This is a genomic window from Belliella kenyensis, assembly GCF_022549675.1.
In the GTDB taxonomy this organism is placed as follows: domain Bacteria; phylum Bacteroidota; class Bacteroidia; order Cytophagales; family Cyclobacteriaceae; genus Belliella; species Belliella kenyensis.
In genome coordinates this window covers 1-23,078 of the sequence record NZ_JAKZGR010000012.1, presented here as the reverse complement: position 1 = coordinate 23,078, position 23,078 = coordinate 1, and the positions used below count along the sequence as shown (strand labels likewise).

14 protein-coding genes and 1 pseudogene are annotated in these 23,078 nt (G+C 36.8%); 8 read left to right on the top strand and 7 right to left on the bottom strand.

Going from position 1 to position 23,078, the window contains the following annotated elements; all coding sequences use genetic code 11:
• Window positions 1-64: 64 nt before the first annotated feature.
• The 5 genes from MM214_RS13105 (at window position 65) to MM214_RS13085 (ending at window position 5,011) form a co-directional block, all read left to right on the top strand.
• On the top strand, window positions 65-616 hold the full coding sequence (locus MM214_RS13105; protein ID WP_241296086.1) for a nucleotide exchange factor GrpE: 552 nt from the start codon (window positions 65-67) through the stop codon (window positions 614-616).
• A 5-nt stretch (window positions 617-621) separates the two neighbouring features.
• Window positions 622-1,731, top strand: coding sequence for a molecular chaperone DnaJ (gene dnaJ / locus MM214_RS13100; protein WP_241296085.1), 1,110 nt, complete (start codon window positions 622-624; stop codon window positions 1,729-1,731).
• 161 nt (window positions 1,732-1,892) lie between these two features.
• The gene (locus MM214_RS13095) at window positions 1,893-2,780 is read left to right on the top strand and encodes a hypothetical protein (protein WP_241296084.1); all 888 of its coding nucleotides are present in this window, start codon (window positions 1,893-1,895) and stop codon (window positions 2,778-2,780) included.
• Between the two features lie 31 nt (window positions 2,781-2,811).
• Entirely contained in the window at window positions 2,812-3,711 is a 900-nt protein-coding gene (locus tag MM214_RS13090) for an ABC transporter ATP-binding protein (RefSeq protein ID WP_241296083.1), read from the top strand.
• The gene (locus MM214_RS13085; protein WP_241296082.1) at window positions 3,704-5,011 is read left to right on the top strand and encodes an ABC transporter permease; all 1,308 of its coding nucleotides are present in this window, start codon (window positions 3,704-3,706) and stop codon (window positions 5,009-5,011) included. Before MM214_RS13090 ends, MM214_RS13085 begins: the two co-directional genes overlap by 8 nt.
• Before the next feature lie 99 nt (window positions 5,012-5,110).
• Here MM214_RS13085 and MM214_RS13080 read toward each other — a convergent pair whose 3' ends face one another.
• Window positions 5,111-5,581 carry a Dps family protein gene (locus tag MM214_RS13080; RefSeq protein ID WP_241296081.1) on the bottom strand — a complete coding sequence of 157 codons (471 nt, stop codon included), beginning with the start codon at window positions 5,579-5,581 and terminating at the stop codon, window positions 5,111-5,113.
• A 147-nt stretch (window positions 5,582-5,728) separates the two neighbouring features.
• On the opposite strand from MM214_RS13080, the gene MM214_RS13075 reads away from it, so the two are divergent.
• Window positions 5,729-6,961, top strand: coding sequence for a sensor histidine kinase (locus MM214_RS13075; protein WP_241296080.1), 1,233 nt, complete (start codon window positions 5,729-5,731; stop codon window positions 6,959-6,961).
• 290 nt (window positions 6,962-7,251) lie between these two features.
• Here the strand turns inward: MM214_RS13075 and MM214_RS13070 are convergent, their stop codons facing one another.
• The 6 genes from MM214_RS13070 to MM214_RS13045 all read right to left on the bottom strand — a co-directional run bounded on the left by MM214_RS13070 (window position 7,252) and on the right by MM214_RS13045 (window position 20,064).
• Window positions 7,252-9,894: a DUF5686 and carboxypeptidase regulatory-like domain-containing protein gene (locus MM214_RS13070; protein WP_241296079.1), complete on the bottom strand. Its 2,643-nt coding sequence runs from the start codon at window positions 9,892-9,894 to the stop codon at window positions 7,252-7,254.
• Between the two features lie 755 nt (window positions 9,895-10,649).
• Window positions 10,650-12,551: a SusD/RagB family nutrient-binding outer membrane lipoprotein gene (locus MM214_RS13065; protein WP_241296078.1), complete on the bottom strand. Its 1,902-nt coding sequence runs from the start codon at window positions 12,549-12,551 to the stop codon at window positions 10,650-10,652.
• Between the two features lie 19 nt (window positions 12,552-12,570).
• Window positions 12,571-15,693, bottom strand: a complete 3,123-nt coding sequence (locus tag MM214_RS13060; protein WP_241296077.1) for a SusC/RagA family TonB-linked outer membrane protein — start codon at window positions 15,691-15,693, stop codon at window positions 12,571-12,573.
• 511 nt (window positions 15,694-16,204) lie between these two features.
• Window positions 16,205-17,014, bottom strand: coding sequence for a response regulator transcription factor (locus MM214_RS13055; protein ID WP_241296076.1), 810 nt, complete (start codon window positions 17,012-17,014; stop codon window positions 16,205-16,207).
• Window positions 16,998-18,872, bottom strand: coding sequence for a tetratricopeptide repeat-containing sensor histidine kinase (locus MM214_RS13050; protein ID WP_241296075.1), 1,875 nt, complete (start codon window positions 18,870-18,872; stop codon window positions 16,998-17,000). Before MM214_RS13050 ends, MM214_RS13055 begins: the two co-directional genes overlap by 17 nt.
• A 523-nt stretch (window positions 18,873-19,395) precedes the next feature.
• Entirely contained in the window at window positions 19,396-20,064 is a 669-nt protein-coding gene (locus tag MM214_RS13045) for a LuxR C-terminal-related transcriptional regulator (RefSeq protein WP_241296074.1), read from the bottom strand.
• Window positions 20,065-20,605: 541 nt separating this feature from the next.
• Here MM214_RS13045 and MM214_RS13040 point away from each other — a divergent pair.
• The gene (locus MM214_RS13040) at window positions 20,606-22,180 is read left to right on the top strand and encodes a T9SS type B sorting domain-containing protein (RefSeq protein ID WP_241296073.1); all 1,575 of its coding nucleotides are present in this window, start codon (window positions 20,606-20,608) and stop codon (window positions 22,178-22,180) included.
• An 82-nt stretch (window positions 22,181-22,262) separates the two neighbouring features.
• A pseudogene (locus MM214_RS13035) lies at window positions 22,263-23,078 on the top strand (hypothetical protein); the annotation flags it as partial.

Here is a 23,078-nt window from a genome sequence, read left to right as displayed (position 1 = left end):
GATCCTGAGAGCTTGCAAATGAATCTTTGTCATGGAATCATCAGAAAAAAAATTAAATCAAATCATGGATAAGGAAAATATTGCTTCTGAAACAGAAGAACTTAAAAATAGTGAAGAGGGACAGCAAGAGACAAATAGTACGAAGGAAGATCAAAAGGATACCACCGAAGTAGAGAAGCTTTCAGCTGAGGTTCAAGAATTGAAAGATAAATATCTTCGCCTATATTCTGAATTCGAAAATTTCAGAAGAAGAACGGCCAAAGAAAAGCTTGACTTGATCAAAACTGCTTCCGAAGAGATGATGTCGGCAATTATTCCAGTTGTGGATGATTTTGAGAGGGCCTTCAAAGCAAATGAAACTGAAGAAGATGCGAGCAAAGTTCGAGAAGGCAATCAGCTTGTGTTCAATAAATTTCAGAAGGTGCTTGAGTCTAAGGGATTGAAACCTATGGAAGGGTTGATCGGTGAGCCATTTGACGCTGAGACTCAGGAGGCAATCACACAGATACCTGCTCCAAATGAGGAGATGAAAGGCAAGGTAATAGATGTAGTAGAAAAGGGATACACACTTGGTGAAAAGGTCGTAAGATACGCCAAGGTGGTCATAGGAGCATAAGTATTATGGCAAAAAGAGACTATTATGAAATCCTTGGTGTAGCTAAAAACGCTACCCAAGAAGAGATCAAAAAGGCTTACAGAAAGTTAGCCATACAATATCACCCAGACAAAAATCCAGATAATCCAGAGGCAGAGGATAAATTCAAAGAGGCAGCTGAGGCGTACGAAGTATTGAGTAATGCGGAGAAACGTCAGCGTTATGATCAATTTGGTCACCAAGGTCTTGGCGGTGGAGGAGGATACGGCGGTGGCGGTATGAATATGGATGATATATTTTCCCAGTTTGGAGATATCTTCGGTGGCGGAGGTGGATTTGAGTCATTCTTTGGTGGAGGAGCTAGAGGTAGAAGAACCAAAAAAGGAACTAACCTCAGAGTGAAGCTGAAGCTCAATTTGAAAGAAGTGGCCAACGGCGTAGAGAAGAAGATCAAAGTAAAGCGTCAAGTTCTAGCTGAAGGTGTGACTTTCACCACTTGTTCTACTTGTCAGGGAACAGGACAGATCAAAAAAGTAGTCAATACAATGCTGGGTCAAATGGTGTCTGCGAGCACTTGTCCTGCTTGTGGAGGGAACGGTCAAATCGTAGATAAAAAGCCAGCCGAAGCTGATGCAAGAGGTCTAGTCATCAAAGAAGAGGTAATCCCAATCAATATCCCTGGCGGTGTAGCAGATGGGATGCAGCTAAGTATGTCAGGCAAAGGAAATGAGACTGCTGGTGGTGTGCCTGGAGATTTGCTGATTGTGATCGAAGAGATTGCAGACGATATTCTTCAAAGAGATGGTAACAATGTAGTATATGATCTATATGTGAGTTTCATTGATGCAGTACTGGGTGCTCAAGTAGAGGTGCCTACCATCGATGGAAAAGTAAAAATAAAGATCGATCCGGGAACACAAAGCGGAAAAATGCTCCGTCTGAAAGGCAAGGGAATCAAAGATCTAAATGGCTATGGAAAAGGAGATCAATTGATTCATGTAAATGTTTGGACACCGAAGCAACTTAGCAAGGAGGAAAAGCAAATTTTGGAGGGCTTGAGAGATGCCGAAAACTTCAAGCCTGATCCAGGGAATTCTGAGAAAAGCTTTTTCGATAAGATGAAAGAGTTTTTCTAATACCTAGATTTAAGAATTTTGAGTCAAATAATCGTGCTTTACCAAGTGTTTGATATATATCGAACAATGTATGCCAAAAATAATTTTAAAAAGCTGGAAATATTTCCAGCTTTTTTGTTTGTTTGAAAAACCTTTTCATGCTTCTGCCGTAATTTATCCGTATGTTGAGAGGATTGTGTTTATTATTTTGCTTTCTTACCAATGGAGAAAACTCTCTTTTTGCACAGATAAGCAAGGATTTCAGTATTGATGCACGTAGTGGCTATAGTATAGTACATTTGGATTATAATGTGTACAAGGGTATCACGCATGTGAAAAGAGTGCAAAGCGATAAGCCGGTCCAAATCAAATCAAAGCTATCAAAAGTAAATGTGCTTCCTTCTTTCTCACATGAAATCAAGGATGATATTCTCACTGCACATTTGCATCACCGAAATGTCGAGTCAGAGACCTTTGGGAAAAGCTTATCCTACAAACTTTTTTCTAGTGATAGTGAAGATTTTGATCATCAATGGGATGTTGGTTTGAGCTCCAGTTACTTGTATGATTTAGATCTGTATTTTGGAATCGGTAAGGCAAACCTAGATTTTTCCCATATTCCCATTTCAAACTGTAAGATCAAATCTGCAAGTGCCGATATAAAACTCGATTACTCTAAAAAAGTAGCTAATTCGGTTACTATGGATACCATGTTTGTTTCTCTGAACATGGGCAATCTCGATGCTTACAATATCAATTATGCGAATGCGGAGTTGATGCTGTTCGAAATCAACTATGGCACCTTAAATCTTTCTTTTTCCGAAGGGGTTATCCATGATCTCAAAGTTTCAGCGATTGTGGGTGCTGGCAAAGTAAACCTTACCTTGCCAGATCAAAATCAGCCTTATAGATTGAAAATCAAATCAACCCCCATGTGTAGGCTTACTTTGCCAAGTTATCTAAAGGACATAGGGGATAAGACATATGTGAGCAAAGCATACAAAAAGGATGCTCCAGATTTAGTTGATTTGGTTATAGACATATCTGTTGGTTCTTTGGTAGTCAAATAATAGATTTTTAAGAAAAGAAAGACCTATCACATTGAGCATCCTCTCCATACATCAGCTATACAAGTATTTTGGCGAGCATATAGCACTAGAAGATATCAATTTGGAAGTTCCTCGAGGGATGATTTTAGGCATTCTTGGGCCCAATGGTGCCGGGAAAACAACACTTATTCGAATTATCAATCAGATATTAAAACAAGATAGGGGGGAAGTTAAGTTTCAGAACGAACGCTTGCACAGATCTCATATTTTCAATATCGGATACTTGCCAGAGGAACGAGGGCTATATAAGAAAATGACAGTTCAGGACCAGCTCATTTATTTTGCCCGCATCAAGGGAGTTCCCTACAAAGATGCACAGCTGAAGGTGGATTTTTGGCTAGAAAAGCTATCTGTAGGAGCATGGAGGGACAAGAAAATAGAAGAGCTTTCAAAAGGTATGGCTCAAAAAATACAATTTATAGCTACGGTCATTCATGAGCCAAAATTACTGATTCTCGATGAGCCATTTTCAGGTTTTGATCCAGTGAATGCTGCGCTGATTAGAGATGAGATTTTAGAACTTAAAGAGCGTGGGGTTACCATTATGCTATCTACCCATAGAATGGATTCTGTTGAGCAACTCTGCGATCATGTAGCCTTGATCAACAAGTCGAAACTGTTGCTACACGGAGCTATAGAGGAAGTGAAAGAAAGGTTTGATGATAAAATTTTTGAAGTAAAATTGCAAGCTTCCTCATTTGATTTTCCAATAAGCTGGCAAGTCGTCGAGAAATCTGATCTGCTTACCCTTAGGATTTCTCAAAGTGACTACCATTCCAATGACATCTTGAGTCAGGTGATGAGATTTGGAGAGGTCAGATCGTTTGGCTTTTTAAGACCATCTATGGAAGAGATATTTATCAAACAAGTCAAAGCAAGCGATCATGGGTAAAGTCTTCTTGGTAATACAGCGAGAGTATTTGGCAAAGGTAAAAAAGAAATCTTTTTTACTGGCAACCTTGCTGACACCGCTGATCTTTCCGACTATCATGGGGGTGTTTTTGTGGATGGCATTGGAGGATAAGTCTGGTAGTCAAGTCAAGATCATAGAAGTGGTTGATGAAAATGACTTTTTCTATGTGCAGAATAATGATGCCTATGTTTTTTCGATTTCTAAAATTTCAAAAGAGGAGGGCAAGGAAAAAGTGCAGCTAGGGGAAAGATATGGTTTCCTTTACATCCCTAAAATGGACCTTGGGAATCCTTCTGGTATACAATATTATGGTGGGACTAACCCAAGTATGACACTGATTACAAGTTTGGAAGCTAGTATTAAGAAGAGAATTGAGGATTACAAACTGATGCAGCAAGGCATAGACCCTTCTATCCTAGCTTCTATTAAGACTTCAGTCAGTATTCAGACGCTAACTGTGCAGGGTATGGGTCAAGAGGCTGCTACTGACGCTACGTTGAATTATGGCTTAGGTTTTCTGACAGGGATTCTGATATACATTTTTATTTTTGTGTACGGGAATCAAGTCATGCAAGGTGTCATAGAAGAAAAATCAAGTAGGATAATCGAGATATTGGTGTCTTCACTTAGACCTTTTCAATTGATGTTAGGGAAGATCATCGGGATAGGTGCTGTTGGATTGACACAATTCCTCATATGGATCTTTTTGATCTCAGCCCTTTCTGCTGTGGTAATGGGTTATTTTGGCATGCAGATGCCTCAGCAAACAGCCATGGTGTTGATGAGTCCTGATGTAGTTGCCATGCCTAATTTGGGAGGGTTTTCTCAGGTTGCTCTAGCTTTACAAGGAGTGAATTTTATACAGCTTGTTCTTACTTTTGTATTTTATTTTTTGGGAGGATTTTTGCTTTATGGTGCGTTTTTCGCTGCTATTGGGGCTGCTGTAGATACGCCAAGTGATGCCCAACAGTTTATGTTCCCTGTGACTATTCCGCTACTTATTGCTTATATGGGACTATTTATTTTTGTATTAGATGATCCAGATAGCATCGTGTCATTTTGGCTTTCTGTTATTCCTTTGACTTCCCCTATAGCGATGATGGGGAGAATAAGTTTTGGAGTTCCCATTCATGAGCTTCTATTATCCATGGGGTCGTTGATAGTGGGATTTTTATCTACTACTTGGCTTGCAGGGAAGATATACCGTATTGGGATACTTATGCATGGCTCAAAAGTAGGCTATAAGACCTTGTGGAAATGGATACGTAGCAGCTCTTGAGATAGGATGTAGTCTACCTAGATCACCACAAACCAAAAGACCAACTCGAAGAGTTGGTCTTTTGGTTTGTGGTGATTAAAATTAAAATAATAATTGGCTTTATTTCAAATATGCGGAGAGCATCCACACAACTTTTTCTTTTCCAGTAATGTACTCACTCATGAGTGAAACGGTACCCTCGTCATTTTGTTCAGATGCAATGTCTAATACTTCCCTTTCAAGTTTCAAAAGTGTATTTAAATTATCTCTGACTATTTCTACCATTTTTTTTGCATCTCCGACTTCTTTCGCTTCTTTGATTTCTGCATTGTGGATATATTCATCAAATGACGATAGAGGCCTAATACCTAATGTAAGTATCCTTTCAGCGACTTCATCGATACCAAGGTTTGCTGCATTATAAAGTTCTTCGAACTTTGCGTGAAGCTCAAAGAAGTTTGGACCAGACACGTTCCAATGGAAATTTCTCAAATTTTGGTAGTATATCTCGTAGTTTGCTAAAAGCTCATTTAATTTTTTAGCTAAAACTTTGCTGTCTTTTATTTCTAATCCGATATCGTTTGTGCTCATTTTATTATATTTTTGGTTTTAAACAATAATTATATATCAAATTTAAAGCCACTTAGTGCTTATAGTAAATTTTGTCCGATTGATAATATCTATGACAAAATTGAGTTGTCTATTAGTACTACGCTTACATCCAAGAATTGTTACAATATGAAGTATACCCTTCAGGAGATTGCCACGCTTGATTTTTATCAAAACAAAAATCGGATCAAATGGCTAATATTTATTTGTTCTGTTGTGATTAGTTTTGGTTCTATATATTACACCAATGATCTGGTCGAGGAGCTTAAAGATCGTGAAAAAAGACAAATAGAGCTATTAGCAAGAGCTTTAGAGTATGCAGCTATCTATACCGATAATTTGACATTTATCAATCAGGAGATTATCCAGCAAAATAACTCTATCCCATTAATCATAATGGATGAATTTGGCAATCCTGGAGAATACAAGAATATTAATTTTGGTAAAAAGTCAACGGACGAAGAGCGGGTAGAAATGCTCAGAAATGAGCTGATCAAAATGAGAGATCAATACGAGCCAATTCAAATGGAGAATGGTTCATTTATTTTCTATAGAAATTCCGAATTGCTCACTTCGCTACGATATTATCCATATGTGCAGCTTGCGGTGATAATTGTGTTTGGAGTTTTGGCTTATGCTGTATTCAATCAGTCAAAAATTGCTGAGCAAAATCAAGTATGGGCAGGTCTGACTAAAGAAACAGCCCATCAGCTAGGGACGCCTATAGCATCTCTCATGGCATGGATTGATTATTTGAAGAATTCTCCAGTCTGGGATGAGAATAAGGAGGTGATTCAAGAAATGGACAAAGACGTAGTCAAGCTAAGGATGGTGACGGAGCGATTTAGTTCCATTGGAAGCAAGCCTGTAATTCAGTCAGAGAATGTTTTTAGTGTAGTAGATGAGGCGATTGCCTATTTGAGACCGAGGATATCTAGTAAAGTTGAAATTCATGTAAATGGATACGCTAGAGACATAGAAGCGATGATAAATAGGCCTCTGCTAGAATGGGTAATCGAGAACATTTGTAAAAATGCCGTAGATGCTATGAGAGGTCAAGGCCAGATTTCAATTGAGATTATAAAAGAAAGTGAGCAATTTGTTATCATAGATATCGCTGATACTGGTAAAGGAATGGAGAAGGGTTTGTACAAAAAAGTTTTCAATCCTGGTTTTTCGACTAGAAAGAGGGGGTGGGGACTAGGTCTGACATTAGCAAAACGAATCATCGAAGGATATCATCAAGGTAAGATATTTGTAAAAAACTCCGAAGTAGGTAAAGGAACTACCTTCCGAATAGTACTCAATGGTGTAAAAGAGCAAATGGCAGAAATGAAGAAAGAGGATTTTTTTAAGTTTTGAAAATAAAAAAGGCTTCTAAGAAGCCCAGATTAAAGATGTGATCACCATAAGTGATCCAATCTTTCCAATTATTAAACCTTACAGCTACTAAGGTACTATCTTAGGATGAATATTCAAAATATCAGCCCTTTTGGACTCTGAGATTGCTTGTAAAATGTAATACCCAAATCAAAACTTTAGGAAGCAAATATGCTAATACTCATGCAGGGATTATTTTTCTTTATGTTGTTATTTGGAGTTAGTTGTCAGGTTTTTTGATTTTAGTTGAGTAATTTGAAGAACTGGTTCAATTAATTGATTGTGATAAAACTAGCGATACCCAATCTCACGCCACCTCTATTAAAATTATTGTTTTCAAATCCAGCTCCCATCTCAATTCGGAATACCCTGAAGAGGTTATCCAATGAATAACCTACCTCCCAATAGTGGGGTGAATTTGCAGTTTTGAGATAATTAAAAAATAAATTTTCTCTCAAACCTGTAAACCTCAGCATGGGTAGTTGGGTTAATAGAAATTTCCTAAACTGATAATGAACGATTCCACTGACATACTCACTAGATGTGCTGTACTGATAGTAATCAAGAAATCTGTAGTTTGATGCAACGCCCATATTGGCAAAGATTGTTCGGTTCCCTCCAAAGTGAACAAAATCTTGGAAATACACCTTGTTGTTATTGATGAAGGTTCCTGCTTTTAAGTTGAAGTCAAGCTTTCCGCTCACACCAAAATTAAAGAAATGCTCGATACCTCCTTCCAGTAAATCAAAATCAGCATGATCAATGCTTCTTTGGTGCTTGATTCCTTTGGTGTAGGAGAAGTTGACTAATGGAGCGCTGTCCAAAAGCGGAATTTTTCTTCCATTGCGTATTTGGTACTTGACACCAGGCCTCCAGCTAATGCTACTTTTCCAAATGAGAGATTTGTTGTTTTCAAAGTTATCTGGCATGGTCTCAATATTCTCAGGGATGTTGTCAGTATAGTTACGCGAGTCTCTATTGTATAGGCTAAAGTCTGTATTGTTACTTAGACTCCTTCTATCTGCATAAGTGATACTTGATCTGTAAGTAAATGCGTCAGAAATCCTGTGAGCAAAGTATAAAGTGGCAAAATCTTGTTCAAATAGCTTCATGTAATTCTGTCTCAGAAAAAATGAATAGAGTGAATTTACAAGTTCATTGATGGGGTTGTCTGCATTGTATTGAAAAATGTATGAGCCACCTTTCAAACCAAGTGTGTGGCCTGGCCTACCTTTATTTACAGATCTTTTGATGTCTATCATGCTGTAAAATTGCTTACTAGAAAACCCATATCTTAGCTCAGGTTCAATGCTCCATGACCTTGTATGGTTGGTGACAGAATCTGCCATTTTCTCTGATTTTTGAACTTTGTAATAACCACTCAGAACAGCCCTGTAACCTTCCACGGTATTGAAAGAGATACTTGACGGATTGCTCTTGAAGCCTGCGGATCTACCTTTGCCAAAGTTATAGCCACCACCAGTGAGTATATCAAGGGGGTTGAATTTGCGCATTGATTTTTTTGCTAAGCTATCATTTTCGCTGACTTTTGCTGCCTCTACTACAGCTAGGCTGTCATCTCTCTGATAGCCTTTTATCTCTGCTTCCGTCAGTTTCAGTGGTCGTATGCTATCCCAATAGCTCAAATCTCTTTTTTTTGCCAAGGAATCGATTTTATAAGATCTATTAGAAATCACTGCTACATCTTCTCTTTCTTTGAGGGCTTCTTTTTCATATTCATTGATAAGTTTTCGGAAATCTTTTCTGCTTAGTTGGTCATTTTGAGCCATTTGTTCCAAAGCAGATACATTTTTATCTAAACTTCTGATTGATTTAGGGATTTCTTGGACTTTTTCATCAAGAATCTTGGTGTCTACAATTAGGTCTTGATTGATTATCACTTTGTGATCTCTTGCTGATGCTAGGTATTTGTATTCTCCAGCAAAACCAAAGAACTTCCCCCCGAAGGTATAGGTATGAGTAGTGGGCATCCATACATGAGTAGCGACCTCACTATAAAGCTGTCTGACTCCTATATCAAAGCCTAAAAGCGATGTCTTTAGGTCAAGGCTATGAATAGCCCAATGATCTTCGATGATAAAAATGTGACCTTCAAAAACTCTTTCACCTCTTGACCTAGGGGTTACTCTTATTTTGTTTATGGTATAGCCATTTTCTATAAATGATCCCTCAAATCGGAACTTGTAATATGCAAAGGCTGATGGTGCTAGAGGAGAGATTGCTTCATTTATTTTCTCTTGATAAAAACTAGTGACAATGTATGGTGCTGGTGATGTCTGGTTGTTGTCTCCATTTGTTCTGATGCTGATTACCTTTTCCTCGACCGTATTTGGTTGTCGGAAGGTAATCTCTGACACTGACTCTGTAGTATAGGCCTCGTTTAATTTCAGTCCTTCTTTTTCCAATTCTTTCTTCATAAAAAATGGGGCATTAGTAAGCTGCCCTGTCCCCTTTAGATAGACCGTCATGGTGTATTCGTCGACTTGGAGTCTATGGAATTTGGCTTTTGAAATCGCTTTGCGCATGATAGTTAGTGCAGGGTCTTCGGCTTTACTGTTGATCGTGACTTCTTGCAAGGCATAGGTTTGTTGTTCTAAAATAAAATCTAGTTTCACCCATTCTTCTTTGACCTCGATAGTCTGGACTTTAGAGGTATAGCCCATATATTGGACGACTACGTCATAGAATCCAGGTCTAAGCTTGTATTCAAACTCTCCTTGCTGATTGGTAGGGATTCCATCTCCGAGATTTCTTATGAAAATCGAAGCATAGCCCAGTGGCTCGCCTGAGTCATCTGTGACTTTACCTCGAATGCCTTGAGCTAAGGAGAAGTTGCAAAAAATCAAAGATAAAAGATAAATGAGAAGGGAGGCTTTTTTGTAAAAATCTATCATATCACTGGGATTAATTGGATACATGCTGTTATTCTAATTTAAGTATCTGATTATACGCTTTTTTGCCAGTAACGTCAATTCATTGGCTCAACAGGTTGTTAATGGTCAATATCCATAAGTATCCAATATCAATTTATATCGGAAGTTAGATAAATCGGAATTTTGTAAGGTTATTGGCAAAGTTCCGTATATCCATAGTTAAGTAACAAAATCTTCAATGAATCAAATACTGATTTGGCTTAGTGCAGCTTTTAGTTTTAATCTAAACCAATACTCATATTGACTTAAAATATATCATGCTCTTAGGACTAGAATCTACTGTTGATGATGACGGTGGTTAGTTATTTTAATGATTAAATTGATAATAGAATCAGAACGGGAAAATTGAGGAAGAGTTAGTAATAAAAAAAATTGTAGGTGTTAATTTTTTTAAATCTTCTTTGGAAACCGATAGGAGGTCTTTAAATGCGTATCATGATCACATTTTTATATTCAGATTGAAAAATATCAGTGTAAACGGTGATTTATGGGTTAGGTGATTTTGTATTTATAGAACTTCACCTAAAATCTAGATGATCTCGATTTAGCTTAGCTTTGATAATGGCAGACAGCTTCCGATTTATTCAATGAATTGATCTCAATGGATAAGTAGGCTACAACCAAATTCCGTATTTAAAAGTACTAATTTTACCACTTCATAAGGTTTTTAAAAAAGTTAAGGAGGCTGAATGCAAGCCCCCTTAACTGAATATGATTTATTTTTTTGCCCAATATAATGGTGTAAGTACAGCGTCTGGACCTTCTAGAAGGTTGGTGGCCTTTGTGTATCCATTGGGATCAGCATTTCTCAAAGAAGATGGATAAGGGAGTCTTTGAGGGAAGAATTTCCGATTTGAGGTCATGTAATTTGAGCTGTTTAGATCGGGAAGGTTTGGTAGATTGTTTTCTACTGATGGGTTTACGAAAAATGGCAACCCTAATCTTCTATGATCATTCCAAGCTTCTAATGGCAACCAAGGGAAATTAGCTATGTATTTCTGAGTAATGATTTTGGTAAGTTTATCATTTTTCACTGTGCCAGACATATACAAGTGATTTACAGGATAATTATAAGTATAGGTTTCGAGGGCTCCATTTTTACCAATTCTATGGGTCATATTCTTTGAAGCTGGAGGCTCTTGGGTATGAAGAAAGCTAGCGGAAGTTCCATTTCTGTTATATTCATTGGATGCCAAATAGCTGTCTAAATACTGTGTAGTGCCGAAGTACTCAAAAGAATGCCTAACACCCATCTCGTAAGCATCAATATCACTCATAGGAACAGACCAGCCCCTCACAGCGGCCTCTGCAATTAGAAAATATGATTCCCAACTGGCAAAGAAGATTCTTCTATTGCTACTTGATCTGAATTGTTGGCCGATAGCTGGTGATTTGCCTATTACTCCTCTCAGTCTGTTCCTTGTTCCTTTTGCACCCCAATCTCCATTAGCAAATGCATTCCAGGTATAAGTAGTATTGATTTCAATCTGATTTCCTTGAAGGTCAAGCAAAAATCCGTTTTGATTTCTTGCATCATTAGTCCATGAAGGGAAGAATGAGTAATTAGCATTATTGAAATCTCCTGGAATGTAGAAAGCTTTATAAGCTCTTGGATCAATTTTTTCTGGTAAGCCATCTAGCCAATGACCTTTAGCGGGATCATTTGTCCTTTCAGCAAATTGATCTGGAAAATACATTCCCATGTATTCTTGGGGTTTGATATGATCATGCATTTGACTACCTACCTGTGATTGTGTCGAGACGCCCCCAAGGCCAACGTATATGTTGTTTAGTGTTGCACTTAAAAACTGTCCATTCCATTCCCTAGACATCACGCCAGTAAGGGGATCCCATCCTGGTCTTTCCTCTACGGAAAAATTATGAGAAGCCTCTGAAATATATAAATTCGTAGCTACAGCTGCTTGGAATTCTGATGCCGCCTTATTTGGGTCGACTTCTGACAATCTCATTGCAAACCTCATTCTCAATGAATTTGCAAATCGAATCCATTTTTCCCATTCAAACATGTAGGCAGCATCAAGGTTCTGTAATTTCGAGGGTCTCGCTACATCTGTATTTATCAAAGACTGTGCTTGTGTCAACTCATCAAGCATAAAGTCATATACTTCTTTTGTGGAAACAAATTCAGGGTTGATACCTTGAAAGGCATTGATTGGCATGGGACCGAAGTTATCTGAAAGTTCAGAGAGTAAATACGCTCTCCAGATCCTAGCTACTTGAATCAAGTTGTCATTATAAGGTTGGGCTGATCCGTTGTTAGCTTTTTCGTTTGCGATTTGTATCGCAGTCGTGGCGGCATTAAGCCAAGATGAGGCTGTGGACCAGTAATCCACTGACCAGCCATCATTGTGAGTGCCCAAAGTAATTCCTCCACCCAGATTGTGCATTCCTGCGCCTTTCCAATATAGTACAAATGCACGCTCAGCAATATGTGGGTCTTGCTGAGCTCCTATGATGGCATTATTGATGAAATATTCAACTTGAACTTGGTCAGCACTTGCGGCCATAGGATCGTCATTGATCATATCAAAGTCATCACAGGATACAATGGTTAGTCCTATGAAGAGAGAGAATATTATTTTTGTTAGATTTTTCATAGTAGGTCTTGATTAAGGGTTAAAAACCTAATGTAGCTGTGAAGAAATAAGAGCGCGATGTTGGGAATGAAAGTAATTCAAACCCCACGGCGTTTGTTGCTGTTGCAAATACCGACTCTGGGTCTACCCCATTGGCATGGCTAACAAGCATGAGCAAATTATTTCCTGTAAAAGAAAGCCTCATGCTCCGTACAAATGAATCACCAAGTATTTTTTGAGGGACATTGTATGATAATTGCAAAAGTCTAATTCGCATATTAGTGGCATCATAAATGTTTTGTTCTGTTATACCAAGGTTTCCAACACCAGATACTGCATTCCAATAATCTTGATGTGATACAGAAACTGTATTTTGCACCAATTGCTCTCCAGAGCTTATTACACCATCTACAATGAAGTCATCTCTTCTCCCATTTACCACAGTGGCTTCCGCAAGACCAGATCTTTGTATGAATGCATTAGTTCCTGCAAAAAACTGACCTCCAAATCTTCCATCTACTTGCACAGAAAGTGCCATGTTCTTGTATTTGAATGTATTGGTAACTCCTAGCAGGTAGTTTGCTGTTTGGTTGCCTAAAAGGTGGATTCCATTGTCAGCTACAGGCAATCCTGCATCATTTAGTAATAGTTTCCCGAAATGAGGACTAGATTCATCAAGAACTCTTCTGAATCTTGTGCCATAAATTGCACCGTATAGCTGGCCAACTTCTCCAAATACTGTGACATTGTCGTAGCCTCCCAAAGGTACCTGCCTCACTTCTTCATGCAAAGAATTGATAACATTGATATTGCGTGCAAAATTTGAACTTATATCCCAATTCAGACCAGAGTTGCTTCTTAAGATAGAAGCATTAAATACTATCTCAACTCCTCTATTTTCGATATCTCCAGCATTCACTAGTCTACCTGTATAGCCCGAAAGCGGGTTCATTGGGATTGTGAGGATTTGATTCACAGCGTTGGTTTTATAGTAAGTGAAATCTACACCAAATCTATTGTCAAAGAAGCCCATGTCGAATCCAGCTTCAATAGATTTCACCAATTCACTTCGAATATTTTCATTGAACAAGGTACCCCTTCTGCTTGCTGTAGTATATCCCCTTGGATCTCTACCAATATTGTAGACGTTAAATATCTGGTAAGGAGATAGATCTGATCCTGTCTCAGCATATGATAATCTAATTTTTGCAAACTCCATCCATTTGGGTATTACGCCACCATTTTTCCCGATCATCTCACTCACCACAAGTGAAGTGCTGATAGAGGGATAGAAAAAGCTCCTGTTGCCAATACCCAAAGCAGACGACCAATCATTCCTTCCAGTGACATTTAAAAACCAATATCTGTCATAGTTGATCTCTGCAGTAGCGAATATTGAGTTTATTTGCTTTCTATTGAAACTCTCTGAAATCCCAGGTAAGCCTACAGAATTGCCGAGGAAAAATAAGTTCGGAACTTCTAGTTCACCAGCGTTTCCGTTGAGAGATGAAAAGCTGGTAGTCATGACCTGTCCAAATATAGATGCTGCACCTCCCCATTTTGAGCCTTTGATGTTTTCCTTGTTCGCATTTAGGCTGAATATGTAATTGTTTTCAAAAAAACTATCAAAGCCGATGCTATAGCTGGAATTCACTGGAGCACCAGTATAAGTTCTTCCTGTCCTTTTGGTCGTGAATATATCAGTCCCAGCCTGAAATTGGGCATTTAACCAGTCTGTAAATTTATATTGGATGGTAGCGTTCATTAAGAATCTATTCCTGACATCCTGATTTAGAATGTTATTTGACGCCCAGTAAGGGTTTACTTGGCTTGATTGCGGATTATACCATACTTGCTGGACACCTTTGCGATCCATCCCCTCTTTCAGTGAAAGCATATCCACTGTATTGGGCAGGTTAAGTACTGTTCCGTAGTAATTCCCTGAATTATTTCCACCTACAGGTCGATTATTTGCTTCAGTATTCATATACTGAACCTTGATATCGGTCATCCATCTTTCATTTTTACCAAAGTTGGAAGTTACCTTTGTCATTAAGTTTAACCTATCAAGAGTGACGCCAGGCGTTTTACTATTGTCTCTGAGATAGTTTAATGATGAATAAATGGTGGTGTTTTTGTTCAGAGATTGTTGGAAAGAGAGATTGTGAGTAGTGTTGTTTCCAGTTCTGAAAAAATTACCTAGATTGTCATAAGCTTGTAATGGCACCATATCACCTTTCCAATCTTGAACTTGCTGACCGTTGATTTGAGGTCCCCAGCTTAGACCGGAAAGTGGGTCATAAGAGCCGTTTGATCCTTGTCCAAAGGATCTTTGGATTTTCGGTTGCATGAAGATATTTTCAAAACCCACCGTTGCAGAGTATGAGATTCCAGTTCCATCTTTTGCTCTGCCAGATTTTGTAGTAATCAAAATCACCCCATTTCCAGCCCTAGATCCGTAGAGTGCTGAAGCTGCACCTCCTTTGAGTACTGACATCGACTCTATGTCCTCGGGGTTGAGATCACCTAAGCCATTTCCCATATCTGCTGAGGGATTCCAAAAATCATTGTTCGCTGCTCCTGTGAAGTTTGACATCGGTACTCCATCAACCACAATAAGAGGCTGATTGTCACCAGTAAGAGAATTGAATCCTCTTAGTATGATCTTAGAAGACGCTGCGGGACTACTACTACTTCTCATTACTTGAAGTCCGGATACTTTACCTATGAGTGCATTGGCAATATTATTCTCTCTTGAATCTACTAGATCTCCTGTTTTGATTTCTTGAAATGCATAGCCCAATGATTTTCGTTCTTTCTTGACACCCATGGCAGTGACTACAAATTCATCCAAATTCTGAGAATCAGCTTCTAGAAAAATGTCTATTTGTGATCTGTTGTTTACATCAATTACTTGAGTTTTGTATCCAATATAGCTAAACTGAAGTTTAGCATTGGAAGATACCCTGAGCGAATAGTTGCCATCTAGGTCTGTAGTTGTTCCTGTGGTACTACCTTGGACGAGTACGTTTACACCAGGTAAAGTTTCACCTGAGCTTGCATCCTTTACGATTCCTCTGATTTCTACTTGAGCCCAAGCAGGGAATATGATTATCATTATCAAAATTCCAAAAAGGAAATTTTTTGTATTAATTTTTTTCATATGATTTGGGTTATTGTTTTAGGATTCTAAAATTAAAGCTTAAATATGAACACGATATGCATCATCCTTGATAGCATTTGGCGTATTGGCATCTACTATGAATAGCCTTAATACATCGAGGACTAAAGACATTGAGTCAAGTGACGTTGATCTAATTTAATCAGTAATATTTAGCTTAAAGATTTGAAGGGTCTTTGTTTGATAGAAAGAGTTCCTTCCATTTTTGAGGTGAGTAGTTTTTTTTTACTTCATAAGCATATATATTTTTAAAGATTTGAAAAATGACCTTTAAAATGGATTTATTTACCGAAGTAAGATTTGCTAAATCAATTTAGGAACGAATATAGGATAAAAATTTATTCAAATCAGAAAACTTAACTTCATTTTTTTTTATAAAATCAAGTTTTTGTATGGCCTGCTAAGGAGGAGTTTTAAAAATTATATGTCGATTTTTGGTTTAAAAAATATTATTTTTATTCAATAAAATATTTTCAAGAATACTTTGATTATTTTAAAGTGTTTTGCCTAAAAGTTTAAACAACTCTTTTTTCTTGTTGCCATTCACAGGTATAGGGATCTGGAAGTTTTCTATTCTTGAATCTGATGTGAATTTGGGAAGTCTTACTAGGTTATCTTTGATTTGTTCTATTTTGCTGATATTAATGATGAACTTTCTGCTTAATTGAAAAAAATCTTTGGATAATATTTCCAAATGACTTTCATAGAAGTTTTTCAATCCAGGGGATGAGAAAATGATTGGTCTATCTTGTTTACAATTATATGCTTTCAAAACTTTGCCATCAGCTTCGATAAGGGTCAAATGCTCAAGTTCTATTGCTGTAATTTCACCATATGAGGTAGTTACGAAGATTGATTTTTGTGTTTTCTGATAAGTTGTCAGATCAGGATTAGGCTTTTTTATTTGTGTAGTTAACTGGATAAGCAAAAGCTCTATAATATCAGCAAGCTGTTGTCTTTGATAGGGTTTTTGAAGATAGGCATAAGGAGAGGTATACTTAGCAACATCAAACCCCCTTTCTCTCTCAAGACCAGACAGAAAAATCAATGGAACAGGCCGGATCTGATTGACAAGACTGGCTAAGGAGATGCCAGCACTTTTGTCTTGACCTAGCTCAATATCCATAAGTATCATATCTGGGGTTTCGTTATTGAATGCCGCTATAGCATCTTGCATATTTTCAACAGGTCCAATTACCACTAGATTTCCGTAAGGAAAAAGTTGAGATAAGTCAGAAATGATCAAATCTCCAATGAATGGATCATCTTCCACTATCAGGATTTTTTTAGATTGAGAAGCCATTTTTTAATTTCAAGTATAAAATAAATGTAGTTCCGTTGTCAGTATAAGAGGTCAATTCTGCTTTGATATGACGCGCCAATTTTGTGATCAGCCCGTGACCAACGCCATTTTGTCGCCAATCCTTATCTAACCCTTTTCCATTGTCTTTTATTTTCAAGTTAAGATTTCCAACTGTTCCAAATAGTGTAAGTGTGATTTCGGGGTTGTCCATACTATCTTCGAATGCATATTTTAGAGAATTAGTTACGATTTCTGCTGTGATTAGCCCAATGTTCAAAACCATAAATACAGGCAAGGTGAAATCATTAATAATTTCAACTTTGAATCGAACCTTCTTTGTGTTTGTTATTCGAAAGGTGGAGTTTAAGTGATCCATGAGTTCACTTAAATAATTCCCTAGCATTACATGATCTATATTCTCTATACTATAGGTGAATTTTTGTAATGAGGCAGCCGAGACGACCGCAGCCTCTGCTTGATAAAGACTTTCTCTTATTAACTGATCAGAAACACTGTTAGATGTCAGTCTCAATAGACCCTGAATCCTCATCAGTGTGTTGTAAGTAAAATGTTTTAGATCTAACTTTTGAGCCTGAATTATCTCATTGCTAAGCTTTAGCCTTTTATTTAGTTTGGAAACCAAGAAGATAATAAAAACTGCAAATACTAAGGCTAACAGTAAAACTAAAACAATTTGAGTGTTTTTTCGAGCCTTTAGTTTTGCCAACTCCGCTTCTTGTGCAAATGATTGGGACTCTAATTCTTTCTCTCTTAAGAGATAAGCGGTTTCTAACTTTTGAATTCCTATTTTTTCTTTTTGAAAGATATCTTCTTTGATGGATAAAAGGTGCTTTTGAGCTTCTAAAGCTTTGCCAAATTCACCCAAAGCTTCAAGTGCTTCAATTTTTGTTTTAATTAAGTCTTGAAGTATGATAGGCATGGAAAAATCATTTAAAAGTAATTCAGCTTTGTTCAGAAACGTCAATGCTTTAGTAGGTTCTGATTCCTTTAAGGCTAATTTTGCCAAGTTATTATAATTGGAAACTAGCCCTTTTTTATCTTCAATCATATGATAGATTTGATTTGAACGTTCCAAAAAGGATAGGGCTAACTCCAAACTGTCAAGCTCTAGGTAATCTAAGCCTATGTTGTTATAAATTTTCACTTTTTCCAATTCCTCTTGCCCCATACTTTCTTTCAGGGATAGCGAAAGTTTATTGTGAATTAGACTACTGTCGATCATTAGAATGCTTCTATAACTTATAGCAAGGTTGGTATGAAGAAATGAACTCATTAGCGTGTCAGAGGTTGTCTCTGAAAGCACAAGAGCTCGATGATGATTATTTATTGCTTTACTCCAATCTTCTATGTCTTGATAGAGGATTCCTAATGTATTGAGAATGTTGCAGATAGATACAGTATCTTTCAGAAAAATAGCGAGTTCCAGAGCCTCTTGATTTACCTCTACAGATTTTGTGTACATTCCTCCTCGACGTAGAGCCATGCCAAGTGATGTGAATGAATCGATAAGTTTTTCGGTATTTTGAAGTTTCTTCGCTAGTTCAGTTGCCCTTTGATAATGAAAAGAGCTTTTTTCGTACTGATGGAGCATGTAATAAGAATAACCTAGCTTGTTATGAGTCTTTCTAGCATTTTCTTCATCCTTGATCCATAATTTATTATCAACTAATTTGAGTAGAATGCGAATAGCTTCTTCATGTTTATGATCACTCTGCAATTCTGAAACGATTTGATACATCTCATTAGTCGATACAATATTGCTCTGACGGGCTTCGACAAAATCAATTTGGAAAAGTGAAAAGTACACTAATAATAATCTAAATATTATATTCTTCACAGTCGGATGATTAAAGAAATATGCTAAAAATAAAATAAACTTGGATTATATTCAAATTAATAATTATTTATATTCACTAAACAGCCAAATTTGGTTTTGAAATTATAGGTTTTTGTTCAAGTAGATTCTTTATCTCGCAGATAGGTCAATAATCTTTGGATAATAGTCGAGTAGCAAAAATTCAGAAGTTTTATGAGTATGTCACATTTTTTAATTTATAATTTTTCAAAAATTACTGTAATGCTATTAGATAAAAACTAACTAATTATTATGTTTTTTTCAATTAAAATACCTCTAATTGACTTGTAGAAGGTTAGTTGGTTGATTTAAACATAAAAAAAAAATGTTTGATGGTATGATACTTTACTAGTAATACCAATTGATTGGCAAAATCGATCCCAATTGATCAATATCGAAGAATGTCTAACATCCACTAATATCAGAGTTGAGTCAAATCGAACTTTGTGCAAGTGACTGCAATAGTTACGTAGCCACATAGCTGTTTATTAGAAAAAGCTACAAATCAAATCAGATCAAACGCATAGCCGTATTTCATCAATTCATAGGAGTTTTTCACGCCAAGTACTTCTTTTATTTTTTGTTTATGAGTATTTACGGTATTGGTTCCGATAAAAAGCTTCTCTGCAATTTCAACAGCACTTAGACCTTGGATCATCAAGGCTAGCACTTCTTTATTTCTTTTGCTAAGTTGATTGAACTTGACTTGGTTCTTTTTAATAAATCGTGCTTCTTCAATCATTCTTTCTATTTTCGAATTACACGAAGCCTGAGGATTCAAGGGGATGATGTGGAAGGATTTATAATATTTCGCTTTATCATCAATATAGAGTTTTACTAATTTTTCAAAGATCAAATCAACTTCAATTTCATTTTGATGACGCCTTTTTCTAAGGTATGTGATTTGTAGTGGTGCGTTAGAGTCTTCTAAGTTTGATTTATCAAGGATAAATGTCCCCTCATCTTCGCTATCAAAAATTAATCTTTTGAATTCATAAAGAGGTAAATGCCTTACATAACTAGGATTGATTCCATATTTTTTTTGCCCATTTCTACATATAAAAATCGGTTCATTTGTAGTAAGGTCAAAAATAATTTTTATACCTGAAATAAAATCTTGAGTTAAAGTAAATTGTTCGATCACAATGTGTTGATGGTAATTAATAGTTTCCATATTACATAAGACTTAGGTATTGATAATTCCTAAAAAAAATATTAACTCACTAAACTTAAAATTAAATCTCATGAAGATGTAGATCTATGGTATGAGTATGGAAAATTTCAGAATAAGTATGTTTAGAAATACCTTTGCATTTCTTAAAAATGATGTAAAAATTTAGTCCATACCGTCATTTACCGAAATGTGGTTGTTTTTGATGTGGTTAGCCTACTATTCTTACAGAGTTTGTATTTAAAATTTTCATAAATATTCCCTTGTTTTTTTTCATTTTTTCTAAGTGTTATGTTCCGCAAGTGTCAAGTTTTCAATATTCTACATTTTAATGGACTTGAGTATTATTGCGTAATCCGAAATTTATACAAGCGTATTTATTAATCTAATTTTGCGAGCTTAATTAAAGATGCAGACAAGTTCAGTCTATTAAATCAACTGTAAGAATTGCTATCAATTCAATTGATGGAGTCAAAAATAGAGTTTACAACAAAAAAAATGTAATTGATTGATTGTGCTTTAAGCAAATAATTCTTTTTATAATATGGGGAAGCTATTACAGGTTAGCATTTTATTTATCGTATGTTCATTGATGATTTCAGGATCTATCAATCAACTTTTTGCTCAAACGAGTAACGAAGGTATTTTGAGTATTCAGCCGAATACAGTGGTGTCATCATTGTTTAATTTTGATAATAAGAGTAATGCAACTTTAATCAATGATGGTGATTTATATCTTTTTGCCAATTTGAACAATGATGGTACAGTTACTTTTACTGAAGGCGGAGAGGGACTTACTCGATTTGTGAGTAGCAATTCTATACAGCAGATCATGGGTACAAATTTAAGTAGGTTGAACAACGTATTGTTTGATAACCCTTCTGATCAGAACGCTTTTCACCTTTTCGGAAATATCAGTGTATCTGGAGTATCAAGATTTATTCGAGGCATTGTGGTTTCTGATGGATTTGGAGGACTTATGCTTTTTGAAAGAGATGGAAGTCATGCTCAGACCTCTGATATAAGTCATGTGGATGGATATGTAGGAAGAAGAGGTGATCAAGTATTTAGCTTTCCAATCGGAGATGCTGGATTTTTTCGTTTTGCAGGAATTTCTGCCCCAGGAAGTAATTCCTCTGTATATAGAGCAAAATATTTTTTCGAAGATCCAGACAGACTTTATCCACGAGATCAAAAGCCTGTTCGAATGGAGTTGATCAACGATGCTGAATACTGGGAGCTGCATAGGGATGAGGGAAGTGAAGAAGTGAATTTGACTTTGTCGTGGAGAGACGTAACTACACCTGCTTTTATATTGGGTGATGTAAATAGGTTGGTAATTGCACATTGGAATCAATCAAATGAAGAGTGGGAAAACTTAGGTGGTGATGTTTCCTTAAATGCACAAACAGTAACAACACCCGTAGTTTTGGCAAATTATGGGGTTTTTACTTTGGCTGTGATGTCAAGTAATATGACGAATCTAGCTGTTGAAAAAACCTCTTTCGGTGTATCCATTTGGGAAGGCGATGTTTTTGAATACGAAATTCGCGTTCAAAACAATTCTGAGGTAGATGCCACAGAAGTAGTAATAGTGGACAATCTACCTTTAGGAGTGAGTTTTCAGGGCTATGAGGTAGAAACTGCATTCGGACTAATGGAATACAGTATGAACAATATAGGTCAAACACTGACCTGGAGTGTTCCGCTATTCATGGCTGGTGATGAGATGATTATTAAGCTAAGGGTGAAAGCAGATAGAGCTGGTACAATTATCAATTACGCTGAAGTCGTGTCACGTGAAGAGGATGAGGATCCAATTGATAATGAGGATACCGATGAGAACAGAATTAGAGAATTTTTTATTCCAAATGTCATTACACCGAATGGTGATAGGACTAACCAAACTTTTGAAATAAAGGGACTTGGTAGATTTGCAAGTAATGAATTAGTGATATTCAATAGGTATGGAGATCATGTTTTTGAGTCAAAGGATTATCAAAATAACTGGTCTGCAGAAGGACTACCCGCTGGTACATATTTCTATGTAATGACTGTGGTAGAAGATAATGGTCAAGAAAAGAAATTCCAAGGTTGGATTCAAGTAATTAAAGAGTAAGCAAAAAATGAAAAGCATTTATATAAACTCCTCAAAAATGTGGTTTTTACCTTTTTTTGAAACAATCATGAACAAAACGGAAATGAAAAAAATACTACTTTTATTGCTATTCGCGATTTTTATTATCGATGCTTCAGCACAGGTCGGGGTGGGCACTGCTACGCCTTCTTCATCTGCTCAATTAGATATCGTTTCTTCTGATCGTGGTATTTTGATTCCAAGAGTACGACTTTCAAACGATATTGACGATGCGACTATTGTCGCTGGAAACGTTGAAAGTTTATTGGTTTATAATACCAATGATAATGGAATCATTACGCCAGGCTATTACTATTGGTTTAGAAATAGATGGAGAAGATTAGCTTGGACTGGAGCGGGACAAGGATCAAATAATTTTGTTACTTACAACCCTACAACCAATGAATTTTACTATACCAATGAAGAGGGGGATTTGGTGTTGATTGATATGGGTGAGCTTTTTGAAGAAACAGTTACAACTTTAGTTGTTGTTGCTCCAGGTGTTTACCGTTACACTAACGAGGAGGGTACCATTACTTTAATCGATGTACCAGCTGATGTTGTGAATAACATCAATAGTGGAGGAAGTATATATGATGAAATACTGAACTTAATCGAAGAGTTTGGTGGAGGAAATGTTTACTACGATGGAACTCAACTTACATATATCAATGATGAGGGCGTAACTCAAGTTATCAATCTTCCTGAGATGATTGTGAATCAGGTAGTGAACGACATTAGAAATGAAGGGGCTATCTACGAAGAGATCATCAACTTGATCACGGAGAATGGAGGTAATGTATACTATGATGGTAGCCAGTTCACCTACATAGATGATAATGGAGTAACCCAAGTCATCAATATTGGAGATTTGTTTGAG